This window comes from Photobacterium sp. DNB23_23_1, assembly GCF_052873815.1.
This window is the reverse complement of sequence record NZ_JBNNXT010000014.1, coordinates 66,000-86,665: the sequence shown is the minus strand read 5'-3', so window position 1 is coordinate 86,665 and position 20,666 is coordinate 66,000. Positions and strand designations below refer to the sequence as shown.

The window sequence follows — 20,666 nt, the reverse complement described above, 5'->3', positions numbered from 1 at the left end:
AAGTCGATGAGTCATCTGACCTAAATGATCAAGCCAGCATGTATGCTGGCTTGTTTTTTATCGTAATGATTTATACCAATCTACATAAATATTTGCCTTGATAACAAGGATTTTTCCAGTGCAAATATTTGATCAACTACTTATCTAGATTAGTATTAAATACTTCAGTTTCAGGGTAAAAAGCATACCAAGCGAACCAATATAGCAAGGTACTGGGGAGATTCTGCCCTTGGCTGTCTGTTATATGAGCGGATAGATTGTGAACATCCCAGTGAATGGTGAGCATTTGCTCTTTAAAGCGATAGGTGAATTTGGCTTTTCCTTGCTTCTTAAGTTCTGCAAACGGAAAAGCAATGACTCCGTTTTTTCCTTTGTATCCCATCACGGTTTCCTTTGAACCGTAGATGGAGGGTGCTTGATTTGCAACAGGGAAGTAAAGGCGCGGTGAGCGGCTGTAACCGGCATAGGGATCGCGTTGGTAGTCGCGTTGATAACCTGTATTTGTCGATAACACGTCTGTGCCAGGGTGCAGTTGCTGCCATTTTCCCCAACGGGTCAAGGTGAGAGGGTACTGGGTTAAGTGTTTTCCAACGGACTGGCCGGACACCGCCATTCCTTTGATTTGTGACCACAATGAATCAGTTTGATGGTCATACAGGAGAACGTCAGAATTATAGAGTAAGCCTGACACGCCAAATGTTAGGTGCTGGCCATTAAGTGTGGCTGAAAACGCCATTCCCGAGCCACAGAGCGGGCAATAACTGACAATAAACCGTTTTTCATCTATTTGATCATTCACGACTTCATGCCAGTTAAGGATCTTAATAGGATAAGCACGGTATTTCCCGTTGATCTCAATGCCAAGTATAGGGTCTTTTGATGACATGAAACGGGCTTGTTTGGCTGAGACAAAATGGGGGCGGAGAATAGCTGGAATCCCGTCCTTCCCCGGCCCGCCAGACATAATCTCTTCTGTGGGAACAGATGAGTTAGATAAATTAAAGCCGTTAAGCGATGCTGCCTGCATGCTTAACGGTAGAGTGAAGATAAGTCCGTATAAAAGAAAAGCAATAAGCTGTTTCATTAACCCCTCCAATGCGCTTCAGATATAAAGACCGCACGGAAGAGAGATTCTTACAAGTCCCCAGGAATTTTATCCCTACAGCCTTTTGAAGTGTCTTGGGTACTATTCTTTAACGGCAAAAAAGCGTTGTCGGTATTGCTCTGGCGTGCATTGTGCGTGGCGCTTGAATAATGTGATAAATGGTGAAGCTTGGTGGTAACCTAACGTCAATGCGATCTCTTTGACAGATGAGCCCTTTCTCAGCAAATGCAAAGAAAATAAAAACTTCCTTCTCTGTCGCCATTCAGTAAAACTCATCCCTAGCTTGTCTTGGCAGTGTCTGGCCAATGTTCGTTCTGTGGTATGAAGAACTTGAGCCCAGTCCTTCAATGTCTTTTCTGACATCGGTTGGCGCTCTAGTTCATTAAGGATAGGCTTTAGGAGTTTGTGGTTACTTGTCGGGAGAAACTGCTCGTGCTCTTCAGCTTGATACACTTGGTCGAGTAGAACGTTGATGAGCCTTTTATCTTGATCGGACTTCGCGACGGTGAGCTGGCGGGCTTTCAGATCGTTGATGATCGCTTCCATGATCGGACTGACTTCCAGTAAGCATGGGTAATCTGGAAGTGGAGAAGCCAGCGGATGAGTGATATTCATCGAGCAATAATTCAGGCTGCGTCGCATAAAGCTCTCGTGCTCAATCCCCGCAGGAACCCATACCGCATACTGTGAAGGTGATAGAAAGCGTTTATTCTCAGCCCTAAGTTCTAAGATACCACCATTGATGATTTGTAGTTGCCCCCATGGGTGGTTGTGGTTTGGGGTGGTCGTGTTGGGCAAAAACACTTCATGGCCAAAAAAAATCTCTGCGGGTGGATTGTCGTTATCAAAAAGTGGCTGATAGATCGTTTTCATTTATTAGGGCTTAAGCAGGATCATTTGTGGGTATACAGTAAACGCCGTCGTTGTGGAAGGCAATGAATACATCATGCAGTGCGCTATTAAACGGTAAGTCTTAAAACCTAACTAAAATAGACTGTGTAGTGACTAGGTTTGTTGACACGAATTACACTCATTGATTGGGAGGTAGATGATGACAGCGACTATTGAGGCCTTTTTTCATAATCCAACATCAACATTAAGTTATGTCGTTTATGACAGGGCGGGTGGGCACTGCGCGGTGATTGATAGCGCTTTAGATTTTGATTTATCCTCTGGTGTGGTGAGTACAGGGTTTGCCGACCAAATTATTGATTTTATAAGGTCAAACCAACTTAGTCTCGACTGGATCTTAGAGACTCATGCCCATGCCGATCACTTAACGGCAGCCAGTTACATAAAATCTAAGTTAGGTGGAAAGATTGCTGCGGGGCATCATATTGATGATGTACAAGCTACCTTTGAATCAATACTTGAGATGGAGGACGACAAGGCTGACGGCGATCACTCTCGCACTCGCTTTGATCACCTATTTCAGGACAAAGAAGAATTTTCTATTGGTATGTTAACAGCTGCTGTTATCGAAACGCCAGGGCATACCAGTGACAGTGTCACTTATCTTGTGAATCAAAATGCGTTTATTGGTGATACCTTATTTATGCCTGATTTTGGTTCCGCACGCTGTGATTTTCCGGGAGGAGATGCGAAGCAATTGTTCGAGAGTATTCAGCGAATTTATGCGCTTCCTGACTCAACTCGATTGTGGGTTTGCCATGATTACCAACCTGGTGGCCGGGAATTGAAGTATCAAACGACGGTTGCCGAGAGTAAACAAGATAATATCCACATAAAGGGAGAGACCCTAGAAAGTGAGTTTGTTCAGTTTCGCTCTGAGCGTGATAAACAGTTAAATGTGCCTAAATTATTGTACCCCTCTGTGCAAGTTAATATTCGGGCTGGCCAACTGCCTGATGCTTTTATCAAAATCCCAATATCGAAGACATTTTGACGCTAGTAGAAGGTAGGGGGTCTAAGTATTTATACATTGAAGCGTGATTTTTTATTATGATGTTTGTATTTCAATTATAAGGGTTAAATATTTTGATCATTTATAATGAAAACGTTCAAATTGTTTTGTCAGTTAATTGTCAATTCAGCGTTGGTTTATTGAGTTGATAGTTGCTGACGCATAGAATCGCCTCCAGAAATGGAGAACATCATGTCAATTTTTAAAACCTTACCTGTACTAGCAGTGGCGACCTTGCTTTCTGCGTGTGGAAGTGACAGCAGTAACGATTCTACCCAGTATGCCAAAGTCTCTTTTAGCGTATCTGATGCACCCGTTGATACTATGTCTGAAGTGATGGTGGCCTTCGATAAAATCGAGCTTCAGCATGAAAATGGCAATAGATATATTATCGAAGTGGATGAGGATGATGATGGCTATGGTTATCAAGGGATTGATTTACTTGATTACCAAGGAAAAGATTCTGCATTGATTGTGACAGATGAAGAGATTCCTGTTGGTCAATACAAAAGCATGATTTTGCACATCCTTAGCGATGAGTCTGCATCATATAGTTGGGTTGTTGAATCCGGTGGCGGAAAGGAAAATCTTGGCGTACCAAGCTCAAAGTTGAAACTCGGTGGTTTTGATGTTTCAACTCAGGCAGTCCAAAGCTTTACACTTGAATTTGATCTTCGGCAAGCATTGGTTGAACGTGGTGGAAGTGGCAAAGGTTATCATCTGAAACCTAATGGCGTTAAAATTGTTGATAATGATGCGGCTTCTTCGCTGTGGGGTAGTGTCGACCTCAATCTATATGATGGCGATCTTTGCTTGATTAATGATGGTTTTGTTTATTTGTATCAAAATCATGGCTTATGGGGTAAGCAACTGAGTGATAATGCAGATTCTGAATATTTACCAGATGGTTATGTAGCTCCATATAGTTCAGCCCCTGTTGTATGGAATGATGAAACTAACCAATTGGAATATGGTTTTGGGTTTATTCCTGCTGGTGAATATACCGCTGCTTTCACATGTAATGCTGCGGATGATCATCCAGAAACATTTGATAATATTCAAATTGCTAACCCTGAAGAGCAAAGAGAAGAGGTCATCTTATATCAAACGAAAGAAACTCGTTTTGACTTCAAAATTTAAAAAAGGGCCAACAGGCCCTTTTTTCGTTCCAATCTCTCTATAGAGTACCCAGGGGGACCCTGCGGCCTTCTTCGGGATATGCCAACACGAGTTTGATCAGTGAAGCGCTGAAAACCGTCCAATTCTCGGGGACCGGTATTGGCCTGCCTGCGCTTCTATCAACTCCAGCCTTAGTGTGAAAATTTTCGCTACCAGTGTCCTTCAGACTGCGTATTTCTGGAGGCGAATTTGATACCCGTCGTTGATTGAACCTATGGGGCTTGCTAGATCTAGATTTTGTATTAAAACTATGGGAGTTTATCGAACGAACTACTTATAATACCGACCAATACCAGAAGTTGATCAGTCATTACTGCGTAATGAAAAGATCAATTACTTACCCAGATTGATATGAATTGATAAATAGGTGCGAAAAGAGGCGCTCATGCCAGAGAAGTTGTTGTCGGTTATTGATTTCTTTATAGAAAATAAAATGTTGCTCAGCCTACTGATCATCGCATTCGTTTTGATGTTCAGACGGTTAGTCTTGAAGCAAATACGCGGAGACATTGCGTTTGTTTCTGAGCATCAGCGTAAGTGGATGTCACGGACAAAAAACGGCACCTTCATCTTGATGGTGGTTGTGTTATTCATGCTTTGGCAATCTGAAATCAGCGAATTTGCTCTATCTGTGACAGCTATTGCGGTTGCGATAGTGGTTGCATCCAAAGAGATCATCCTTTGCTTTACTGGATCAATTCAACGAGCCAGTGCACGATCGTTCAGGATCGGGGACTGGATTGAAGTGGGCTCGCTGTGTGGTGAAGTGATCGAACACAATATGATGGCAACCGTGATTCAAGAAATCGATCTTCATCATGGTCAGTATCACTTTACGGGGAAAACGGCGACCCTACCAAACAGCATGTTTTTTACCTACCCAGTAAAGAACCTAAACTTTATGAAGCGGTATGTGTATCACAGCTTCAGTATTACGGTTAAAGAGTTCGTTAATCTTTTCGTGATGGTACCTGAGGTAATTGAACAGATTGAAATTCACTGCGAGGAGTTTATCGATGTTGCCAGGCGTTATAACGGGGTAATTGAAAAACACGCTGGTGTCGATCTTCCTGGCCCGGATCCGCATATCCATATCAGCACGACACCAACCGGTGAGCAGGTCGTGCATGTCATGTTGTTCTGTCCGACAGAAATGGCGACTCACCTTGAGCAGCAAATACGCGCAGACTTCATGCAGATCTACCAAGAAACCTTTGGCATGAATATGTTGAATGAACAGCGAAACCCAAAGGTGAGCTTTATGTAATCTGCTCAGATCGAGCTAATAGCTTCCTGAGCCCACTGTGCTTTTTATTATAAAATACCCTAGGCTATGACGGAAAGTTGTCTCTTGGTTACGGTGTTCGTGGTAAACTCCCGCGCTTCATGTAGAGGCGGCTCTACCATATTTAGTTAATGTACAATTAGAGGCGATTCATGCCATTCTCTAAACTTGGGCTCAGCGAGTCATTAACCCAAGCGGTTAATGAACTGGGCTACAGCAAGCCAACAACGATCCAGACCAAGGCTATCCCTGTTATTTTGCAGGGTAAAAACCTAATTGCAGCGGCGCAAACGGGTACAGGTAAAACTGCGGGCTTCGTATTGCCTATCCTTGAAAAATTAAGCCAAGGAAAGACGCAACGTAAAAAACGTATTCGCGCACTGATACTTGTACCTACCCGTGAATTGGCTATCCAGGTTGAAGAGAAAATCACCCTGTATTCTAAGCATTTAGGCCTAACGTCGCTGGCGATGTATGGTGGTGTGGATGAGAAGCAGCAAAAGCAAAGCCTGATTGATGGTGTTGATGTATTGGTTGCGACACCGGGTCGTTTGCTTGATATGTATGGTCAGCGTGCTGTTCACTTTGAAGAAGTGGAAACGTTAGTGCTTGATGAAGCTGACCGTATGCTGGATATGGGCTTCATCGAAGACATCAATAAAATTATTGATCGCCTGCCTGAGGAACTGCAATTCTTGCTGTTCTCAGCGACGCTTTCCAAGAAAGTACGTGACTTGGCAAAATCGGTGGTCGAAAACCCACATGAGATCAGTATCGCGGCGAATGAAGCGTCTAAATCTAATATCGAGCAGTGGTTAATCACAGTCGATAAAGATAAGAAGTCTGCGCTGCTTAGCCACTTGATCAATGAAAACCAGTGGGATCAGGCGTTGATCTTCATTGAGACCAAGCACGGTGCTGCAAAACTGGTTTCTCAGCTGGAGAAGCGAGGCATTGCTGCTGAAGCATTCCACAGTGGTCGTAGCCAAGCGATTCGTGTACAACTACTTGAAGATTTCAAAGCTGGTAAGATTAAATACCTTATCGCAACGGGTGTGGGTGCACGTGGTATTGATATTGAAGAGTTACCACGGGTGGTGAACTATGATTTGCCATTCCCAGCTGACGAATATGTCCACCGTATTGGCCGTACTGGTCGTGCTGACGCTTCAGGCGAAGCGATCTCGTTTGTGTCAAAAGACAACTTCAAGAACCTGTGTATGATTGAGAGCCGTTTGGGGCACTTGATTGAGCGACGTGAAGTTGAAGGCTTTGAACCTAGAAAACCCGTTCCGATTTCAATTTTGAATTACGTACCTAAAAACAAGCGTCAGAATAAAGATTAATTCAATCGCGGAATAGAATGACTAAGCCCTTGCCATTTGGTGAGGGCTTTTTTTTGCTTAGGGTTTTCATCAGTCACAGAAAATAACGCAGTCACCTGTCACACTAACATAAACTTAAAATAGTTTTTGCTGTTCGAAAGTGAAGGAGATAAGCATGAAAGGAAAATGTTTGTGCGGGGCTATTGAGCTAACAGCCGATGATCAAAAAGAGGGCGATGAGCCTGTTGCCTATCGATCGTCTAATTAGGCTGTAATACATGACAACTCAAAAGATCCCGATAAATACCTCGATTGTTTCAGGCGTCGCTTTGTCTGAAATCGATGGCGAAATGAAAATGCTGCTGATGAAGCGCGTAAAGGGGGGATATTGGTGCCATGTTGCTGGCTCTATCGAAGGGCAGGAAAAAGGGTGGCAGGCGATAGTGCGCGAGTGCTTTGAGGAAACACAAATCACGGTGTCTGAGCTCTACAATGCCCAGTTTCTTGAGCAGTTCTTTGAGGCTAATGTCAATGTCATTCAGATCATTCCGGTATTTGTGGTGCTATGTCCACCGAATCAGCCCATAACGTTGAATGAAGAGCATACCGAGTATCGCTGGGTTGGTCTTGATGAAGCTAAGGCCTTGGTACCATTTCCTGGGCAGAGACAAGTATATGATCATGTGTGGACATATTTTGTCGATAATGCGCCTTCAACGCAGATGAAAGTTAATATAAGTTAGTACGATAAAATAGTGCCTAATAGCGTGGTAGGAAAACAGAGTGAAACAGAGCATTGTAAACATTGCCCTTGTGGTTAAAGACTATGATGAAGCGATTGATTTTTATGTCAATAAGCTGAAATTTGAGCTTGTTGAAGATACCTACCAGCCAGAGCAGGACAAACGCTGGGTGGTGGTTGCACCGCCAAATTCCAATGGTGCGAGTTTGCTGTTGGCAAGAGCATCGAAGCCTGAACAGTTAGACTTTATTGGTAACCAAACAGGAGGGAGAGTCTTCCTATTTTTAAATACTGATGACTTTTGGTGCGATTATAATCGTATGGTTGCTGACGGTATTAAATTTGTCCGTGAGCCGAAAGAGCAAGACTATGGCACAGTCGCAGTCTTCGAGGATCTCTACGGTAACATGTGGGATCTTCTTCAATTAAACCCAGATCACCCGATCGCAATCCGCACCGACCGCTGAACTCATTTATCCGGGGTAGCTATGAACAAACAAGAGATTACTGACTTCCTCATGACGTTACCTGAAGTCGAGTTGGATTACCCATTTGGCGCTGACGTCATGGTATTCAAAGTACTGGGCAAGATGTTTGCGTTGCTATCGGTGAACGATGGAGTTGTCGACATTAACCTTAAAGGGGCGCCGGCAGATAATGAGGCACTTACTTCGATGTTTACCGCTATTCGCCCCGGATACCATATGAACAAAAAACATTGGGTAACGGTGTCGGTGACAGATGAAATTGAAGATGGAATGTTGAAAGGCTTGATTGACCGATCTTATGAACTTGTGGTCGCTAAATTGAAAAAATCCGATCGGGAAAGGTTAGCGATTCAACGTTAGGTCGTTAGAGTCGATGGCGTGATACCCAACTACAGAGTGTGCTTTCTAGAAGCATTGACGACTGCGGTTTATTGTAATGGCTCGACTTGATGTGGAATTGTACCGACTTGTTAAGCTCTTATAAGTGGGCTGATATGCTTATACTGAGTTAAAGATTAACAGTAGTAAAAGGAAGTCGACGATAGATGGCGTATCCGTTAGAAACAGACAGGCTGATACTTAGGCAGTGGAAAAGAGACGACTATCCAGATTATGCTAACCTGAATGCTGACCCCACTGTGATGCAGTACTTCCCTGCCGTTTTATCTCAGCAAGAAAGTGATGCCCAAGCGGCTAGGATCACCCAGCTTATTGCTGAAAGAGGGTGGGGTTTCTGGGCCGCTGAATTGAAATCAACTGGAAAGTTTATTGGCTTTGTTGGCTTACACAGCCAAGATCTGCACTCGGGTATTCCCAATGCGCCGTTTGTCGAAATTGGTTGGCGGCTGGCTAAAGTGCACTGGGGCAAAGGTTATGCACCTGAAGCGGCAAGAAAGGCGCTGCAATATGCGTTTGAGCAATTGCGGGTACCGAGTGTTTATGCGTTTACCGCTTTACCTAATACGCCCTCTCAACGGGTTATGGACAAAATCGGTATGGTAAATATTGGGCAAGATTTTAATCACCCGAAGCTACCGCAAGGGCATAGCCTTCAGCGTCATTGTTTGTACCAAATCACTCAAGAAACGTGGTTAAAAAAAACGGTAAAACTGAGAGTTCAATGAGGAAGAAATATGGCTGGTATTACTGATCTACAAGAGTTATTGAAATCGATGGCTCCTGAACTGAAAGCTGGGGAATATGTTTTTTGTACCGTGGATGGTGAGTTAGATAAATATGTGGGGTTGTCACCGATTGCTACTTTTTCCGAGTCAGAGGGGTTAACTCTAGTACTCAGTAAGGATAATGCTGATAGGGGCAATCTGGCTTATGAAGCAACATTTAGGATGATTACGTTAACCGTTCACTCTAGCCTTGAAGCTGTTGGGTTAACGGCAGCCATTGCCAGTAAACTCGCGGAGCAAGGGATCAGTGCCAATGTGATCGCAGCGTATTACCACGATCACGTGTTTGTTCAGAGTGAGAAAGCGGATGAAGCGTTAGTAGCGCTAAAATCATTTTCTTCTTGAATATTCATTAGCTTACACTCAGTTTCAGAAATAAATCATAATGAAAGGACTCTACATGACAAGAATATACCTATTTGATTGGGGAGACACCTTGATGGTCGACTTTCCACAATATCAGGGCAAGATGTGCCACTGGCCTGAGGTTCAGGCGGTACCGGGAGCACTTGAAGCCTTGCGACGGTTATCTGCAAATACTCCCATTTATATTGCGACGAATGCCGATGACTCATCGACAGAAGATATTAAGTTGGCATTTCAACGTGCTGGGCTTGCCAAGTTTATTAGTGGTTATTTCTGTAAGACCAATATGGGGATTGCCAAAGGTAACCCAGAGTATTTTCATCGTATTGTACTGGAACTAGATGTTGAACCTCATGATATTACGATGGTTGGCGACAGCTTAGAAAATGACATACAGCCAGCAATTGCTGCAGGCCTGAATGCGATTTGGTATTGCTCAAAAGATCAGCAGTGTAATGATAGGCAATATGAACAAATTAGAGTGTTGGAAGAGCTGAATTAGTTAGGAAATATTTACTGGCTGGCTACCTCTGATAATAAATCATTGGGGGATGCAGTGAAATTTTGCAAGGTTTGTGCTTTTCTACCTTTTGATTGACCTCTTGAGCGTGGTTGAGTGGCGTATTAAGATTAATGATAAAGCCCAAAGCCGTTCCCACTTTCCTTATTAAAGCTGATAATCTGAACTAGGTATAATTCGCTACTAAGATTTTAGTTGCATAATTTATTCGAACAAGATAAACCGAAAGAAAAGATGTTGTATGGTAGGGCATCAGCTACAAGATATACATACAATAAGTAAAAATGCTATTTCCGTTCCATTCTGGTTACTTCCAAAGATTTTTTTTCTTTTTTACTCAATGATTTAATATTTATAACACTAAAATAGTGTAAAGTGCCCCCAAATGAACACTATTTGATTACTACAAAAGGCTTCAATTTATGGACATCAGCTTCATTATTCAAATGGCACTCGTTGCATTAGTCGTAATTACTATATCTAGATCGGTTAGATTTGTGCCACAAAATCAAGCTTGGATAGTCGAGCGGTTTGGTAAGTACCAAGGTACAAAAGAGGCTGGATTGAATTTCCTAATACCAATGATCGATGCTGTTGCTGCTAAACAGAGTTTAAAGGAGCAGGCTTACGACGTACCAAGCCAATCTGCGATAACAAAGGATAACATCCAGTTAATCGTTGATGGTATTTTATATTTTCGAGTTTTAGATGCATACAAAGCCACCTATGGGGTTGAGGATTACGTCTTTGCTGTAACACAATTAGCCCAAACAACGATGCGTAGTGAGATCGGTAAAATCGAGCTGGATCAGACATTTGAAGGTCGTGAAGCACTGAATAGCAAAATCGTCAACATGATAAACGAAGCAACTGTTTCGTGGGGTGTAACTGTTCTCCGTTACGAGTTATCTAATATAACACCACCTGAGTCAGTGATGAGCTCAATGGAAAGTCAGATGCGTGCGGAACGCGAGAGAAGAGCTAAAATTCTTGAGAGTAACGGTCAAAAAGAAGCCCAAATTAATGTCGCTGAAGGCGAGAAGCAATCACGTGTTTTAGCTGCGGAAGCCGAAAAACAAGAACAGGTTCTTGCTGCAGAGGGTGAGGCACAAGCATTGATTGCAGTAGCTAACGCTCAGGCAGAAGCACTGAGGCTTGTCGGTGAGGCCGCTGCAACTGAAACAGGGCAAAAAGCTGTAGAGTTGGAACTTGCAACAAAAGCTATTGAAGCAAAACGCGCTATCGCTAAAGAATCATCAGTTGTGCTACTACCTGATAGTTCGACAGAAGCCGGGTCTTTGGTTGCCCAAGCGACTACCATTCTATCTGCAATGAAAAAGTAAATAACTTATAGTACGAATAAGAGGTAATTAATGGGATTTGAACAGTACATAGCTGAATGGTTAATTGCTGCTGGCATTGCGCTAATTATTATTGAAGTTGCGCTGCTAGGAATGTCGACTATCGTGCTACTTATTGGTGGTGTATCAATGATATTGGTTGGGTTATCCCATCAAGCCGACTTAGTTCAAACCACTAATTTACCCATTACTTTGGCTATTACTATTGCAGTACTTATGATCTTAAGTTACCGGCCATTGAAAAAAATTCAAAATAAAACAGATCATAAAGTTGTACAAACTGAATTTTCTAATTTTAGCTTTTACTTGGAATCAGATGTAAACCCAAATAGCGAAACAACTTATAGGTATTCAGGTATTGAATGGAAACTGAAAAGTAAAGTTCCTATTTCTGCAGGATCAGAAGTTAAGGTTGTTAAAATGGACGTTGGTGTTATGTGGATAGTACTATCCGAGTAACCACTCAACATATATAAAACTAACGAGCTAGGGTTAAGTACTCTAGCTCGTTTTTTATGAATAAATGCCAATACTGTACATTTATTTAAACGAGTTAGACTTATGCCAACCTACATAAATACTTGATCAACTACTAATCCAGATTGGTATTACGATAATTTATTCGTATTTCATCAAATGAAACAAGGGTGCTGAGAAGGGTTTTTCCCCAAATGAGTTTTGGGGCATTGACGAATTGAGCTTGTTACCACCCTTGTTGAATTCGAGTCACAGACTGTCGTTCACTTGTGGTGCCGGGGTTGTCAATTGACCGAGCCATCAACATTGGATAGGTAGGCGGTCTTACTGTCGTTTCCAGTAACATACACTATGATCCCACCAGCAATAGGTTTAAGTAATGGTGTGTCAGAGCTACCGTTACATCCGAATAATAGTGATGATGTTGCAATTAGAGCTGATTTTTTCATGGTTTAAATATTTGTTTTTTATTGGTGTACTCGCTATTTCGTTTACTACCATTAATTTATCGGCTTTATGTAGTGACTGGATTAGAAAGCGGGGAGTAGGTCATCGCGTCTAGAGTTTCTGTTATACCTGAGGAGAAAATATGATTAAGAATACAGTTACAACTTATGGTAGCTTTGCCAAATGGTTTCATTGGTTGATAGCTCTATGTTTCCTTGCCGCGTATGTGATTGTGTATTACAAAATTTGGTTTTTGGATAAAGACGATGCATTGTTTCGTCCGAGCCTGAATATTCATGCTGCAGTAGGGTTTAGCGTACTTCTATGGGCCTGTTTGCGTGTGTGGTGGAGGTTTTTCAATGTTCAACCTCAGATGCCACCAATGCCAAAATGGCAACAAAAAAGTGCTCATTGGATGCATTGGCTACTGTACTTCTTTATGTTCGCAATGCCAATTTCAGGTTGGTTTGGGTTTGGCGGTTCAATTGACTACGGAATTTTCCAAATCCCCACATTTAATGAGACTTGGCTGGGTCAGTGGATTTTGGCATTGTTCAATACCGACTGGGATACCTGGGAAAAGAAATGGGACTTTTTCCACAAAGACATAAGTGGTGCTTGGGTGCTCTGGATCCTAATTGCGGTTCATGCTGGCGCGGCACTATACCATCACTTCGTGCAAAAAGATAATACTCTTACGCGCATGTTGCCGAAGAAAATAAATAAGGCTGAGTAAATTTCTAGAATATGCCTTTATGCTGCCTCTGAATATGACAGATAGTCGTCACATTAATGACAAATGTAATGATACAAAAGGGGGCACAGCTATAGGTATAAATAGGCTATGCAGAAGAAAAGTCATTCAGGCACTGCGTTCAGCTGTGCCTGATTGTGTTTTGGGGTACCAAAAGGTTTCCGAAGGATATAAATAAACCCTCGGCGTCACTTTTTCTGTCCAGAAATGAGTTTTGAGAGAAAAGTCATTTCTGGAATAAACTATTGTCTCTCATGATGATTGAAAGTAATTAATTGATATTAAAGGTGTTTTAAAATGGTGCAAGTGCACTACCTCAGTGCTCTATCATACAAGGAAAGTGTCTCATAATTGATATATCGTTCTTTAATTTATTGAATTTATTGAATTTTATATGATATTTTCTGGTTTTTGTGAGTGATTACATTGTTCTCTATTCTTGCTCTTAAAATATCTACAGTTGGTATATGGTTTGCAATTTACTTATTATTGTATAAGTAATAGGGAAAACTTATGAAACTGAAAGCCTCTTCTCTTTTTGTAATATTAGCACTAACAGGTTGTAACGGATCATCAAGCAATAATAATAGCGATGAAAAAAACTTAATTGACTTTTCTCCAGAAGAAGCTTCGATTTCATATATTCATTCTGCTTTAAAAGCAGGTAATCATACCTGTGAGCAAATTATTAATACCTATGTTGAACGGATTAACGCAATGGATCGCAAAGGTCCTGAACTCAATGCGATTATTAGCGTCAACGAGGCTGCAGTGGAACGTGCCAAAAAGCTTGATGAGAACTTTAGTGAAACTGGAATTACTGGCTCTTTGCATTGTATTCCAGTGACAGTCAAAGACAACATCAATACATCGGATATGCTAACAACGGGTGGTGCATTAGCTAATAACCAACCAGAGACGGATGCCTTTATTGTCGAACAAATTCGCCAAGCTGGCGGCATTATTCTAAGTAAAGCTAATCTCCATGAATATGCTTTTGGATATAGAGGTGGAAGCTTGCTAGGAGGAGTGCCTCGTAATGTGTACGATCTTGGTAAGGGGCCGGGTGGTTCTTCTTCGGGCACAGGTACTGCTGTGTCAGGAAGTTTGGCATTGGTTGGTATAGGTACTGATACTGGAGGATCCATTCGCGTTCCTTCTAGTGTCCAAGGTCTGATTGGTTTACGCCCATCAATGCGTTTATTGTCACAAGATGGCATTATGCCGTTGGCCCCGTTTCAAGATACAGCAGGCCCAATGTGTCGTTCCGTCTCTGACTGTGCAACATTTCTTGAAGCTATGACTGGCTACGATACAAGCCAATACAGTGGTCAACGAAAAGAGTTTGCGGTTGACTCTGAGCTGATGGGCAACCCATTCGAATATATGGTGGTGACGGGGGCGGTTGACTATGAATCTTACCTCGATAGTCAGGCATTATCTGGTGCTCGAATTGGAGTGGTCAGAGATCTATTTGGTAGCGGAGAGTCAACCGACAACCAAAACGTTCAAAGTGCGATGGATGCGGCTTTGGATAATATGGAAAAGCTAGGGGCAATAATTGAAGATGTGGCGATCCCAGATCTGAATATCATACTTACAGATTACGTAAGTTTGTCTCGTTATGAATTTTCATACAGCTTAACTGAGTACTTAAAAAGTTGGTCTTCAGCAATAGATAACCATTACAGCTCTTTCGAAGAAGTATATAGCAGTGGTGAATACCTTCCATCAAGTGCAGGTAGTTTCGACTTCTATTCTCAAATGGGTCAAGATCGTTGGAACAACGATGTTTATTTGAAAAACGTACATGAAAGGCCTGATTTCGTGCGTTATAGAGTTTTGAGAGCGCTGGATAATAAGGATGAAAATGGCGATTACCTAGGGCAGAGATATGATGTGCTTATCTACCCGACTATTAGCGGAATTGCGGGAGACTGGGGGGGAAACCCTACCGAATCGGGATCTGCTAACCGTTTGAGCCCATTTACTGGCTTCCCTGCTTTGACGATGCCAGTCGGCTATGTTGATTCAGGCTCTGGTTCATCCCTGCCTGTTGGGTTAGAGATGTTGGGGCGAGAGTTTGATGAAGGTACTTTGCTTGCTTTAGCATACTCTTATGAGCAGGCTTATTCACCTCGTGTGGAACCACAACTTGATGCATCGATGACACCGCCACCAGTGCAACAGCAAGGTATACTACGCACTCCGGCCTACAATGAAAAAATGATGAACTAAATTTATTTTTATAGGTTTAAGCATAAAGTCGTCAAGGCGACTTTATGCTTGACAGGTAAATATTGAAATTTATATGTCATATTCTAATGTCATGATATTAAACGGTTAAGATCCTGATATGTTTACACTTTTATCTTATTTCTATTTCCTTGCAATATTTGATAGTGAACTTGTTATTGAGAGCCTCAAAAATTGAATAACCATTTATCAATGAATGGACACGGTATGCTTACTCTTTTTATGGGATAACGGAGTTACAAAATGATGAAGGAGGCAGCATTAACGCCAATACAGGATGAATTGGCGCTATAACATCGAGTTATTTATTTAAGTCTGTCACCGTGACTCATATAGACAGATCAGGAACTAGCACCGGAAATATGGTGTTGAAAGGATTATTAACTCTAGATATAAATAAGGACGTTTATGTTGATTCAAGAAATAATTGGCTTGCTTGTCATCGCAGTAACAGTATATGCCCTGATCAAACAGTATGAACCACGCACGGTTTTACTCATCGGCGGTCTCGTATTGGCTTGTGTATCGTTAGATCCAATGTCGGCATTCGATAGCTTTGCCAGCCGAATGACAACGGGATCGCTGATAATGGCGATTTGTTCGGGGATTGGGTTTGCCGGGGTTGTCAGTGCCACTCGGTGTGATGAGCACCTTGTCGGTTTACTCTCTAAGCCTTTATCCAAGATGGGGGTTTTTCTTGTTCCAGCGGTAACGGTTGTCACCATGGCCGTCAACGTTGCTATCCCCAGTGCGGCAGGTTGTACAGCCAGTGTTGGTGCGGTACTTATCCCATTTGCTATTCGCGCAGGTGTTGCACCGGCAATGGCAGCGGCGTCTGTCGTCATAGGTACTTTTGCTTCGTTTGGTAACCCCGATCTCAGCCATAATGTTTTCATCAGTGAGCTAGCAGGCCTAGATAACCCTGTTGATGTCGTTTTACAAAACGCAAATAGACTTTTTATGTTGTGCGGGCTGACTGTTGTGGGAATTACCCTAACGGCATTTTGGCGTAAAGATATCAGCAAAGTGGTGGATAACCGTGCCTTGCAGTTTGAAGAAGGATTTCGCCCAAGAGTGCTACCTGCTATGGCACCGTTTTTGCCTTTAGTGATCCTTTTTGGTGGACGTACCGTGTGGCCGGCAATAGAAACACAGGTACCGCAGGCTATGTTGATCGGGACTGTCGTTTGTATCCTAGTGACTGGCAATCTACGAAAAACGGAAAAGGTGGTCACTTCCTTTTTTGATGGTGCGGGACAAAGCTACGGTACTGTGATGGGGTTGATAATATCGGCAACCGTGTTCAGTACGGGTTTGCGCAGTGTCGGTTTGGTGGACAGCCTGATTGATATTTTGACGCAGTATACGGAGCTGGCTCGGTGGGGCGGCTCGTTGGGACCGTTTCTATTGGGTGTGATCTCGGGCTCTGGTGATGCAGCGGCATTCGCGTTCAACGAGGCCGTCACGCCTTCATCCGAGCAGTTCGGTATGACTATTATCGATCTTGGGACGTTATCTAGTTTATCTGGTGCGCTTGGAAGGACAATGTCCCCAATAGCAGGTGCAGTGATTTTAGCGGCAGGGTTAGCGAAATGTTCTCCGATTGAGATAGTTAGGCGAACCGCTCCAATTATGGTCGTATCGGTAATGGTTACCGCCGTCGTGTTTGTATAAGTAAGGAGGCAGATGTGTTTATCGATAAATCATTAAAGGGAGAGAAGTGGTTTTTAGACGCATTTTCTCAGATTAATCACTATGGTTTGACAGATGAAGGGATGAATCGACTTGCTTACTCAGACGTTGATGAACACGCTCATCATGCCTTGGCTGAATTTGCTCAGTCACAAGGTCTCAGTGTTCGCTGGGACCTCATGGGTAACCTGTACTGTAAACGGCGTGGTCGTAACTGGACTGCACCGCGTATTGCTACTGGCTCACACTTGGATACGGTGCCCAATGGCGGTCAGTACGATGGTGTTGCTGGTGTTCTTGCAAGCCTCTATGCCTTACTTCAATTTAAAGATTTTGAATTAGAGCATGATCTGGAACTGATCGTCTTCAGGGCAGAAGAGTCGAGCAGATTTGGGTTTGCCTGTATGGGCTCAAAAAACATGACGGGTCAAGCCGATTATTTAAAATGGAAATCGAACTCTGATAATAAAGGCATGAACGTGTTTGATGCGATGAGAGCGCTTCAGTATCCAGCCAAACGAATTTCGGATAGCGCGCTTAACCCATCTAAATATCACGCCTTTATTGAATTACATATTGAGCAGGGCCGCGTTTTAGAAACGTTAGGTGCACAGATAGGCATTGTTGAGGGTATCGCTGCGCCTAGTCGTTACCGTGTTGATGTGACAGGCCACAGCGATCATTCTGGTGCAACACCAATGGGCATGCGGCAGGATGCTGTTGTCGCGAGTGCCAAAATTATCGCGAAGATATCAGAGTTAGCTTGTGCTGAAGCTAGTTATGGGTCAGTCGGGACAGTCGGCAGGATGCAGATTGCCCCGAATGCTATCAATGTGATAGCGGGTGATGTTGAGTTTTATGTAGACATCCGGGGTGTAGATGTCGCCTCAATTGAACGCATTATTAACGGATTTAAAGATTACGCCCTTACCGTTTCTGAAACCGAGAAAGTGCGAATTGAGATCAGTGAGTTGTCACATGATAGGCCTGTTGTACTGAGTACTGAGCTTGCCAGCATTACGGAGTTATGTGCCATTAATGCCGATCTCAATTTCATCAGGATGAACAGCGGAGCTGGCCACGACGCGATGTACATGTCTCAGGTTATGCCTGCTGCGATGATATTTGTGCCATCAAAAAACGGTATCAGTCATCACAAGGAAGAGCATACCGAGCTATCTGATATTGCGACTGCAGCAAATCTGCTTGTGGACATGATACGCATGATAGATGAGCGGGACCGTCGTTTTAAGTTTGAGCTATAGGTTGATAATTGAATCAAGCAAGGAAGTGAAATTGTGTCGAAATGCTGTTAATCCCAATTACGCTCGGGGACGTTGTGAGAAGAAAGTAATAGGGCTCTATAACCTTCTGGATTGTTCTCAGAGACACTGTGACCGATTTGCGGTTAGGGCTACCTGTGTAGTGAAGGACCCTCAGATAAAAGGTATTGAGCTTCTTGAACACGGAGAAGTGCAGGGTGTTTGCTTTGGATAGATGGCCTTTATGATTGACCTTTTGAGTGACTTCTTGATTGACCTCATGACAGGTATTTACCGACACATTCCGAGTCGTGGGCTTTGAGTGTGAAGTGGGTTGTCGCATAGCCTGAATCCTAAAGATTACAGCGACCTACCTTGTTAACAAAGGGTTAACCTGCATCTTCTTCCCCATCACTTTTTGGCTAACCCGTCGCTAAATGCTATCCTTCGTGCCAGTTATAGCGTGATATCCGGAAGTAAGATGAATTTTAACCGTATTGTGTGTTTTGACCTCGAAATGTGCTGTTGGAACGATGGCCGCGAGTCCAGAACAGGTGAGATCATTGAGATTGGCGTTGCAGAGCTTGATCTGAATAACGGTGAGATTGTGCGCCGAGCTCAGTATTTTGTAAAACCGGATAATGATGAAGTTTCCCCCTTCTGTACCGAGCTGACAGGCATTAAGCCTGAGGTGGTTGATAAAAATGGTAAGCCACTTGGCCATATTTTGAAATCAGTTGAGCAGAAGTTCGGTGGCCGACATAAAATCTATGCCGCATGGGGGCGTGATGACATCATTCTTCGTAAAGAGTGTGAAGAAAAAGGTCTGAAAGTGCCATTTGATGAATACTTAAACTTGGCGACTTTGTTTAGACTGCAGCGACACGTCACAAAAAAGCGCTGCGGACAGCGAGCAGCGATGGATATGGTGGGTATCGAATGGGAAGGGCGTCAGCATTCTGGTTATGATGATGCCTATAATTTAGCTCGATTAGCCAAAACACTTTTTCTTAACGATTAAAGAAAAGGTGGCATTGGTCGCTTTGGTTATCTAGTGGTGGGAATGTTCCTTAAAGGACATTTTTGACGTGAAAAATAGAATGTATTTTCGATAAGATTATAATTTTTCAATGTTTTATCCAAAAAGTTAATTGACAAATAAATCAATATAGCTAACATTATGCAAAAATATAAATATGCAAGTTGTTGGTTATGGATTTTACAACGTGTCAGATTCCGGTTCGGAATAGACTCAATATGGATGAGTTTCCCTCCTCAGATAAACTCAATGAGCAACGTTCATGTGAAGAACTCATTCGTTGGTGGAATGTCCCTTATGTGGATGAGCTAACCTACGAGGAGTCAGGGGAAATAGGTGTGTGTGTACTCGATGGTGCAACTTGGGATGGGCCAAGGTTGATATCTGAGCACGCTACATTTGAGGAAGCAGTTGCGGCTGCCAATTTTTATGTCAATCATTCTGACCTATGGCGCCGGTTTAAAGAGCCCTATCAGCCAGTGGCAAAAGTAGATCACTTAATTGATATGAGTTCTTTCATACATGGCAAATTAGCAAAGATGGATGAAAAGCAGCTATTTAACTATATGTTCCATTGGCTTCCTGATTCTAATCAAGTCAATGTTGAGCTTTCCTTGACCGATTAATCATATTAGAACATGGCGCAATAATGATTTTGCGCCATGCTACTTATCAAGGTTACATATATTAAGTCGTGGATATCTAGGTAGTAGTTATTAAGGTGGTCGCTATTAAGGTTGAAGCTATCAAGTAAATCTTATATTCATTGTTATTTCAGCCCGAAAGACCAAGTTCCCTTTAGTATCTTTGATCTCTACGGGAACAAGTTTGTCTCCTTCCGTTTTCCAATCGATATTATCCCCTTGTGCATGTGCAGTTAGATCCGTTTTGGCTTTCTTTAAATACTCAACGGTCATTCCTACAGGGATCCAGCGACTTTTTATTGGTACTGAAACATCTGTCATCATTCCACCTGCCAGTTCAGCCATGTTGCACATTGCTATGGCATGTACAGTATTTAAATGATTTGTTACCCGGCGGCGCTTTTTAATGGTGACCTCTGCATAACCGGGTTGCAATACTGTCACCTTGGGTTTGATTGAACCGAAATAAGGGGCAAGACGGCAGACAACAAAGCTGAACAGCTTGTCACCAAAGGGCAGGCGGTTCATTTGGTTATAGATCTTGAGGTTTTTACGCATTGAAATGTCCTTTTTCAAAGTGGCTGAAGGGCATACTGTAGTTATAGTCTGGTCGGAC

At 42.8% G+C, this 20,666-nt stretch carries 21 protein-coding genes; 18 read left to right on the top strand and 3 right to left on the bottom strand.

The features are described from left to right. Positions 1-136: 136 nt before the first annotated feature. Both ACVA53_RS11285 and ACVA53_RS11280 read right to left on the bottom strand, forming a co-directional pair. A complete protein-coding gene (locus ACVA53_RS11285) occupies positions 137-1,084 on the bottom strand; it encodes a DUF3179 domain-containing protein (protein ID WP_446505147.1) in 948 nt (315 codons plus the stop codon). Between the two features lie 102 nt (positions 1,085-1,186). After that, positions 1,187-1,978: an AraC family transcriptional regulator gene (locus tag ACVA53_RS11280; RefSeq protein ID WP_255045049.1), complete on the bottom strand. Its 792-nt coding sequence runs from the start codon at positions 1,976-1,978 to the stop codon at positions 1,187-1,189. 175 nt (positions 1,979-2,153) lie between these two features. Here ACVA53_RS11280 and ACVA53_RS11275 point away from each other — a divergent pair, with 175 nt between their 5' ends. The 18 genes from ACVA53_RS11275 to ACVA53_RS11190 all read left to right on the top strand — a co-directional run bounded on the left by ACVA53_RS11275 (position 2,154) and on the right by ACVA53_RS11190 (position 20,032). Next, positions 2,154-3,011 (top strand): MBL fold metallo-hydrolase, encoded by an 858-nt coding sequence (locus ACVA53_RS11275; protein WP_446505146.1) that lies wholly within the window; start codon positions 2,154-2,156, stop codon positions 3,009-3,011. A 210-nt stretch (positions 3,012-3,221) separates the two neighbouring features. Then, complete coding sequence (locus tag ACVA53_RS11270) at positions 3,222-4,169, top strand: DUF4382 domain-containing protein (protein WP_255045051.1); 948 nt, start codon at positions 3,222-3,224, stop codon at positions 4,167-4,169. A 424-nt stretch (positions 4,170-4,593) separates the two neighbouring features. Further along, entirely contained in the window at positions 4,594-5,475 is an 882-nt protein-coding gene (locus ACVA53_RS11265) for a mechanosensitive ion channel family protein (RefSeq protein ID WP_255045052.1), read from the top strand. Positions 5,476-5,645: 170 nt separating this feature from the next. After that, positions 5,646-6,839 carry a DEAD/DEAH box helicase gene (locus ACVA53_RS11260; RefSeq protein ID WP_446505145.1) on the top strand — a complete coding sequence of 398 codons (1,194 nt, stop codon included), beginning with the start codon at positions 5,646-5,648 and terminating at the stop codon, positions 6,837-6,839. 257 nt (positions 6,840-7,096) lie between these two features. Further along, positions 7,097-7,561, top strand: a complete 465-nt coding sequence (locus ACVA53_RS11255; protein WP_255045054.1) for an NUDIX hydrolase — start codon at positions 7,097-7,099, stop codon at positions 7,559-7,561. Positions 7,562-7,601: 40 nt separating this feature from the next. Further along, entirely contained in the window at positions 7,602-8,027 is a 426-nt protein-coding gene (locus tag ACVA53_RS11250; RefSeq protein ID WP_446505144.1) for a VOC family protein, read from the top strand. A 21-nt stretch (positions 8,028-8,048) separates the two neighbouring features. Beyond that, a complete protein-coding gene (locus ACVA53_RS11245) occupies positions 8,049-8,408 on the top strand; it encodes an MmcQ/YjbR family DNA-binding protein (protein ID WP_255045056.1) in 360 nt (119 codons plus the stop codon). A gap of 185 nt (positions 8,409-8,593) precedes the next feature. Beyond that, a complete protein-coding gene (locus ACVA53_RS11240) occupies positions 8,594-9,172 on the top strand; it encodes a GNAT family N-acetyltransferase (protein ID WP_446505143.1) in 579 nt (192 codons plus the stop codon). Between the two features lie 9 nt (positions 9,173-9,181). Next, positions 9,182-9,577, top strand: a complete 396-nt coding sequence (locus tag ACVA53_RS11235; RefSeq protein WP_255045058.1) for an ACT domain-containing protein — start codon at positions 9,182-9,184, stop codon at positions 9,575-9,577. A 55-nt stretch (positions 9,578-9,632) separates the two neighbouring features. Beyond that, positions 9,633-10,100, top strand: a complete 468-nt coding sequence (locus ACVA53_RS11230; protein ID WP_255045059.1) for an HAD family hydrolase — start codon at positions 9,633-9,635, stop codon at positions 10,098-10,100. A gap of 440 nt (positions 10,101-10,540) precedes the next feature. Then, on the top strand, positions 10,541-11,461 hold the full coding sequence (locus ACVA53_RS11225; RefSeq protein ID WP_255045060.1) for an SPFH domain-containing protein: 921 nt from the start codon (positions 10,541-10,543) through the stop codon (positions 11,459-11,461). Between the two features lie 30 nt (positions 11,462-11,491). Continuing rightward, positions 11,492-11,938, top strand: a complete 447-nt coding sequence (locus ACVA53_RS11220) for an NfeD family protein (RefSeq protein WP_255045061.1) — start codon at positions 11,492-11,494, stop codon at positions 11,936-11,938. 607 nt (positions 11,939-12,545) lie between these two features. Next, a complete protein-coding gene (locus tag ACVA53_RS11215; protein WP_446505142.1) occupies positions 12,546-13,139 on the top strand; it encodes a cytochrome b in 594 nt (197 codons plus the stop codon). A gap of 531 nt (positions 13,140-13,670) precedes the next feature. Continuing rightward, positions 13,671-15,395, top strand: coding sequence for an amidase family protein (locus ACVA53_RS11210; protein ID WP_446505141.1), 1,725 nt, complete (start codon positions 13,671-13,673; stop codon positions 15,393-15,395). Positions 15,396-15,821: 426 nt separating this feature from the next. Beyond that, complete coding sequence (dcuC, locus tag ACVA53_RS11205; RefSeq protein ID WP_255043775.1) at positions 15,822-17,087, top strand: C4-dicarboxylate transporter DcuC; 1,266 nt, start codon at positions 15,822-15,824, stop codon at positions 17,085-17,087. Between the two features lie 14 nt (positions 17,088-17,101). Next, the gene (locus tag ACVA53_RS11200; RefSeq protein WP_255043776.1) at positions 17,102-18,370 is read left to right on the top strand and encodes a M20 family metallo-hydrolase; all 1,269 of its coding nucleotides are present in this window, start codon (positions 17,102-17,104) and stop codon (positions 18,368-18,370) included. A 478-nt stretch (positions 18,371-18,848) separates the two neighbouring features. Continuing rightward, positions 18,849-19,388, top strand: a complete 540-nt coding sequence (locus ACVA53_RS11195) for a 3'-5' exonuclease (RefSeq protein ID WP_255043778.1) — start codon at positions 18,849-18,851, stop codon at positions 19,386-19,388. 236 nt (positions 19,389-19,624) lie between these two features. Next, positions 19,625-20,032 (top strand): hypothetical protein, encoded by a 408-nt coding sequence (locus ACVA53_RS11190; protein WP_255043779.1) that lies wholly within the window; start codon positions 19,625-19,627, stop codon positions 20,030-20,032. A gap of 120 nt (positions 20,033-20,152) precedes the next feature. On the opposite strand, the gene ACVA53_RS11185 is transcribed toward ACVA53_RS11190, so the two are convergent. Further along, positions 20,153-20,608 carry a hotdog fold domain-containing protein gene (locus tag ACVA53_RS11185; RefSeq protein WP_446505140.1) on the bottom strand — a complete coding sequence of 152 codons (456 nt, stop codon included), beginning with the start codon at positions 20,606-20,608 and terminating at the stop codon, positions 20,153-20,155. Positions 20,609-20,666 lie beyond the last annotated feature (58 nt).

Excerpts from the sequence above, each read along its gene's own strand:
- ACVA53_RS11235 (WP_255045058.1), top strand. The coding sequence starts at position 9,182 with ATGGCTGGTATTACTGATCTACAAGAGTTATTGAAATCGATGGCTCCT.
- ACVA53_RS11270 (WP_255045051.1), top strand. The coding sequence starts at position 3,222 with ATGTCAATTTTTAAAACCTTACCTGTACTAGCAGTGGCGACCTTGCTT.
- ACVA53_RS11240 (WP_446505143.1), top strand. The coding sequence starts at position 8,594 with ATGGCGTATCCGTTAGAAACAGACAGGCTGATACTTAGGCAGTGGAAA.
- ACVA53_RS11245 (WP_255045056.1), top strand. The coding sequence starts at position 8,049 with ATGAACAAACAAGAGATTACTGACTTCCTCATGACGTTACCTGAAGTC.
- ACVA53_RS11215 (WP_446505142.1), top strand. The coding sequence starts at position 12,546 with ATGATTAAGAATACAGTTACAACTTATGGTAGCTTTGCCAAATGGTTT.
- ACVA53_RS11185 (WP_446505140.1), bottom strand. The coding sequence starts at position 20,608 with ATGCGTAAAAACCTCAAGATCTATAACCAAATGAACCGCCTGCCCTTT.
- ACVA53_RS11265 (WP_255045052.1), top strand. The coding sequence starts at position 4,594 with ATGCCAGAGAAGTTGTTGTCGGTTATTGATTTCTTTATAGAAAATAAA.
- ACVA53_RS11230 (WP_255045059.1), top strand. The coding sequence starts at position 9,633 with ATGACAAGAATATACCTATTTGATTGGGGAGACACCTTGATGGTCGAC.
- ACVA53_RS11225 (WP_255045060.1), top strand. The coding sequence starts at position 10,541 with ATGGACATCAGCTTCATTATTCAAATGGCACTCGTTGCATTAGTCGTA.
- ACVA53_RS11190 (WP_255043779.1), top strand. The coding sequence starts at position 19,625 with ATGGATGAGTTTCCCTCCTCAGATAAACTCAATGAGCAACGTTCATGT.
- ACVA53_RS11255 (WP_255045054.1), top strand. The coding sequence starts at position 7,097 with ATGACAACTCAAAAGATCCCGATAAATACCTCGATTGTTTCAGGCGTC.
- ACVA53_RS11195 (WP_255043778.1), top strand. The coding sequence starts at position 18,849 with ATGAATTTTAACCGTATTGTGTGTTTTGACCTCGAAATGTGCTGTTGG.
- ACVA53_RS11275 (WP_446505146.1), top strand. The coding sequence starts at position 2,154 with ATGATGACAGCGACTATTGAGGCCTTTTTTCATAATCCAACATCAACA.
- ACVA53_RS11210 (WP_446505141.1), top strand. The coding sequence starts at position 13,671 with ATGAAACTGAAAGCCTCTTCTCTTTTTGTAATATTAGCACTAACAGGT.
- dcuC (WP_255043775.1), top strand. The coding sequence starts at position 15,822 with ATGTTGATTCAAGAAATAATTGGCTTGCTTGTCATCGCAGTAACAGTA.
- ACVA53_RS11285 (WP_446505147.1), bottom strand. The coding sequence starts at position 1,084 with ATGAAACAGCTTATTGCTTTTCTTTTATACGGACTTATCTTCACTCTA.
- ACVA53_RS11220 (WP_255045061.1), top strand. The coding sequence starts at position 11,492 with ATGGGATTTGAACAGTACATAGCTGAATGGTTAATTGCTGCTGGCATT.
- ACVA53_RS11260 (WP_446505145.1), top strand. The coding sequence starts at position 5,646 with ATGCCATTCTCTAAACTTGGGCTCAGCGAGTCATTAACCCAAGCGGTT.
- ACVA53_RS11280 (WP_255045049.1), bottom strand. The coding sequence starts at position 1,978 with ATGAAAACGATCTATCAGCCACTTTTTGATAACGACAATCCACCCGCA.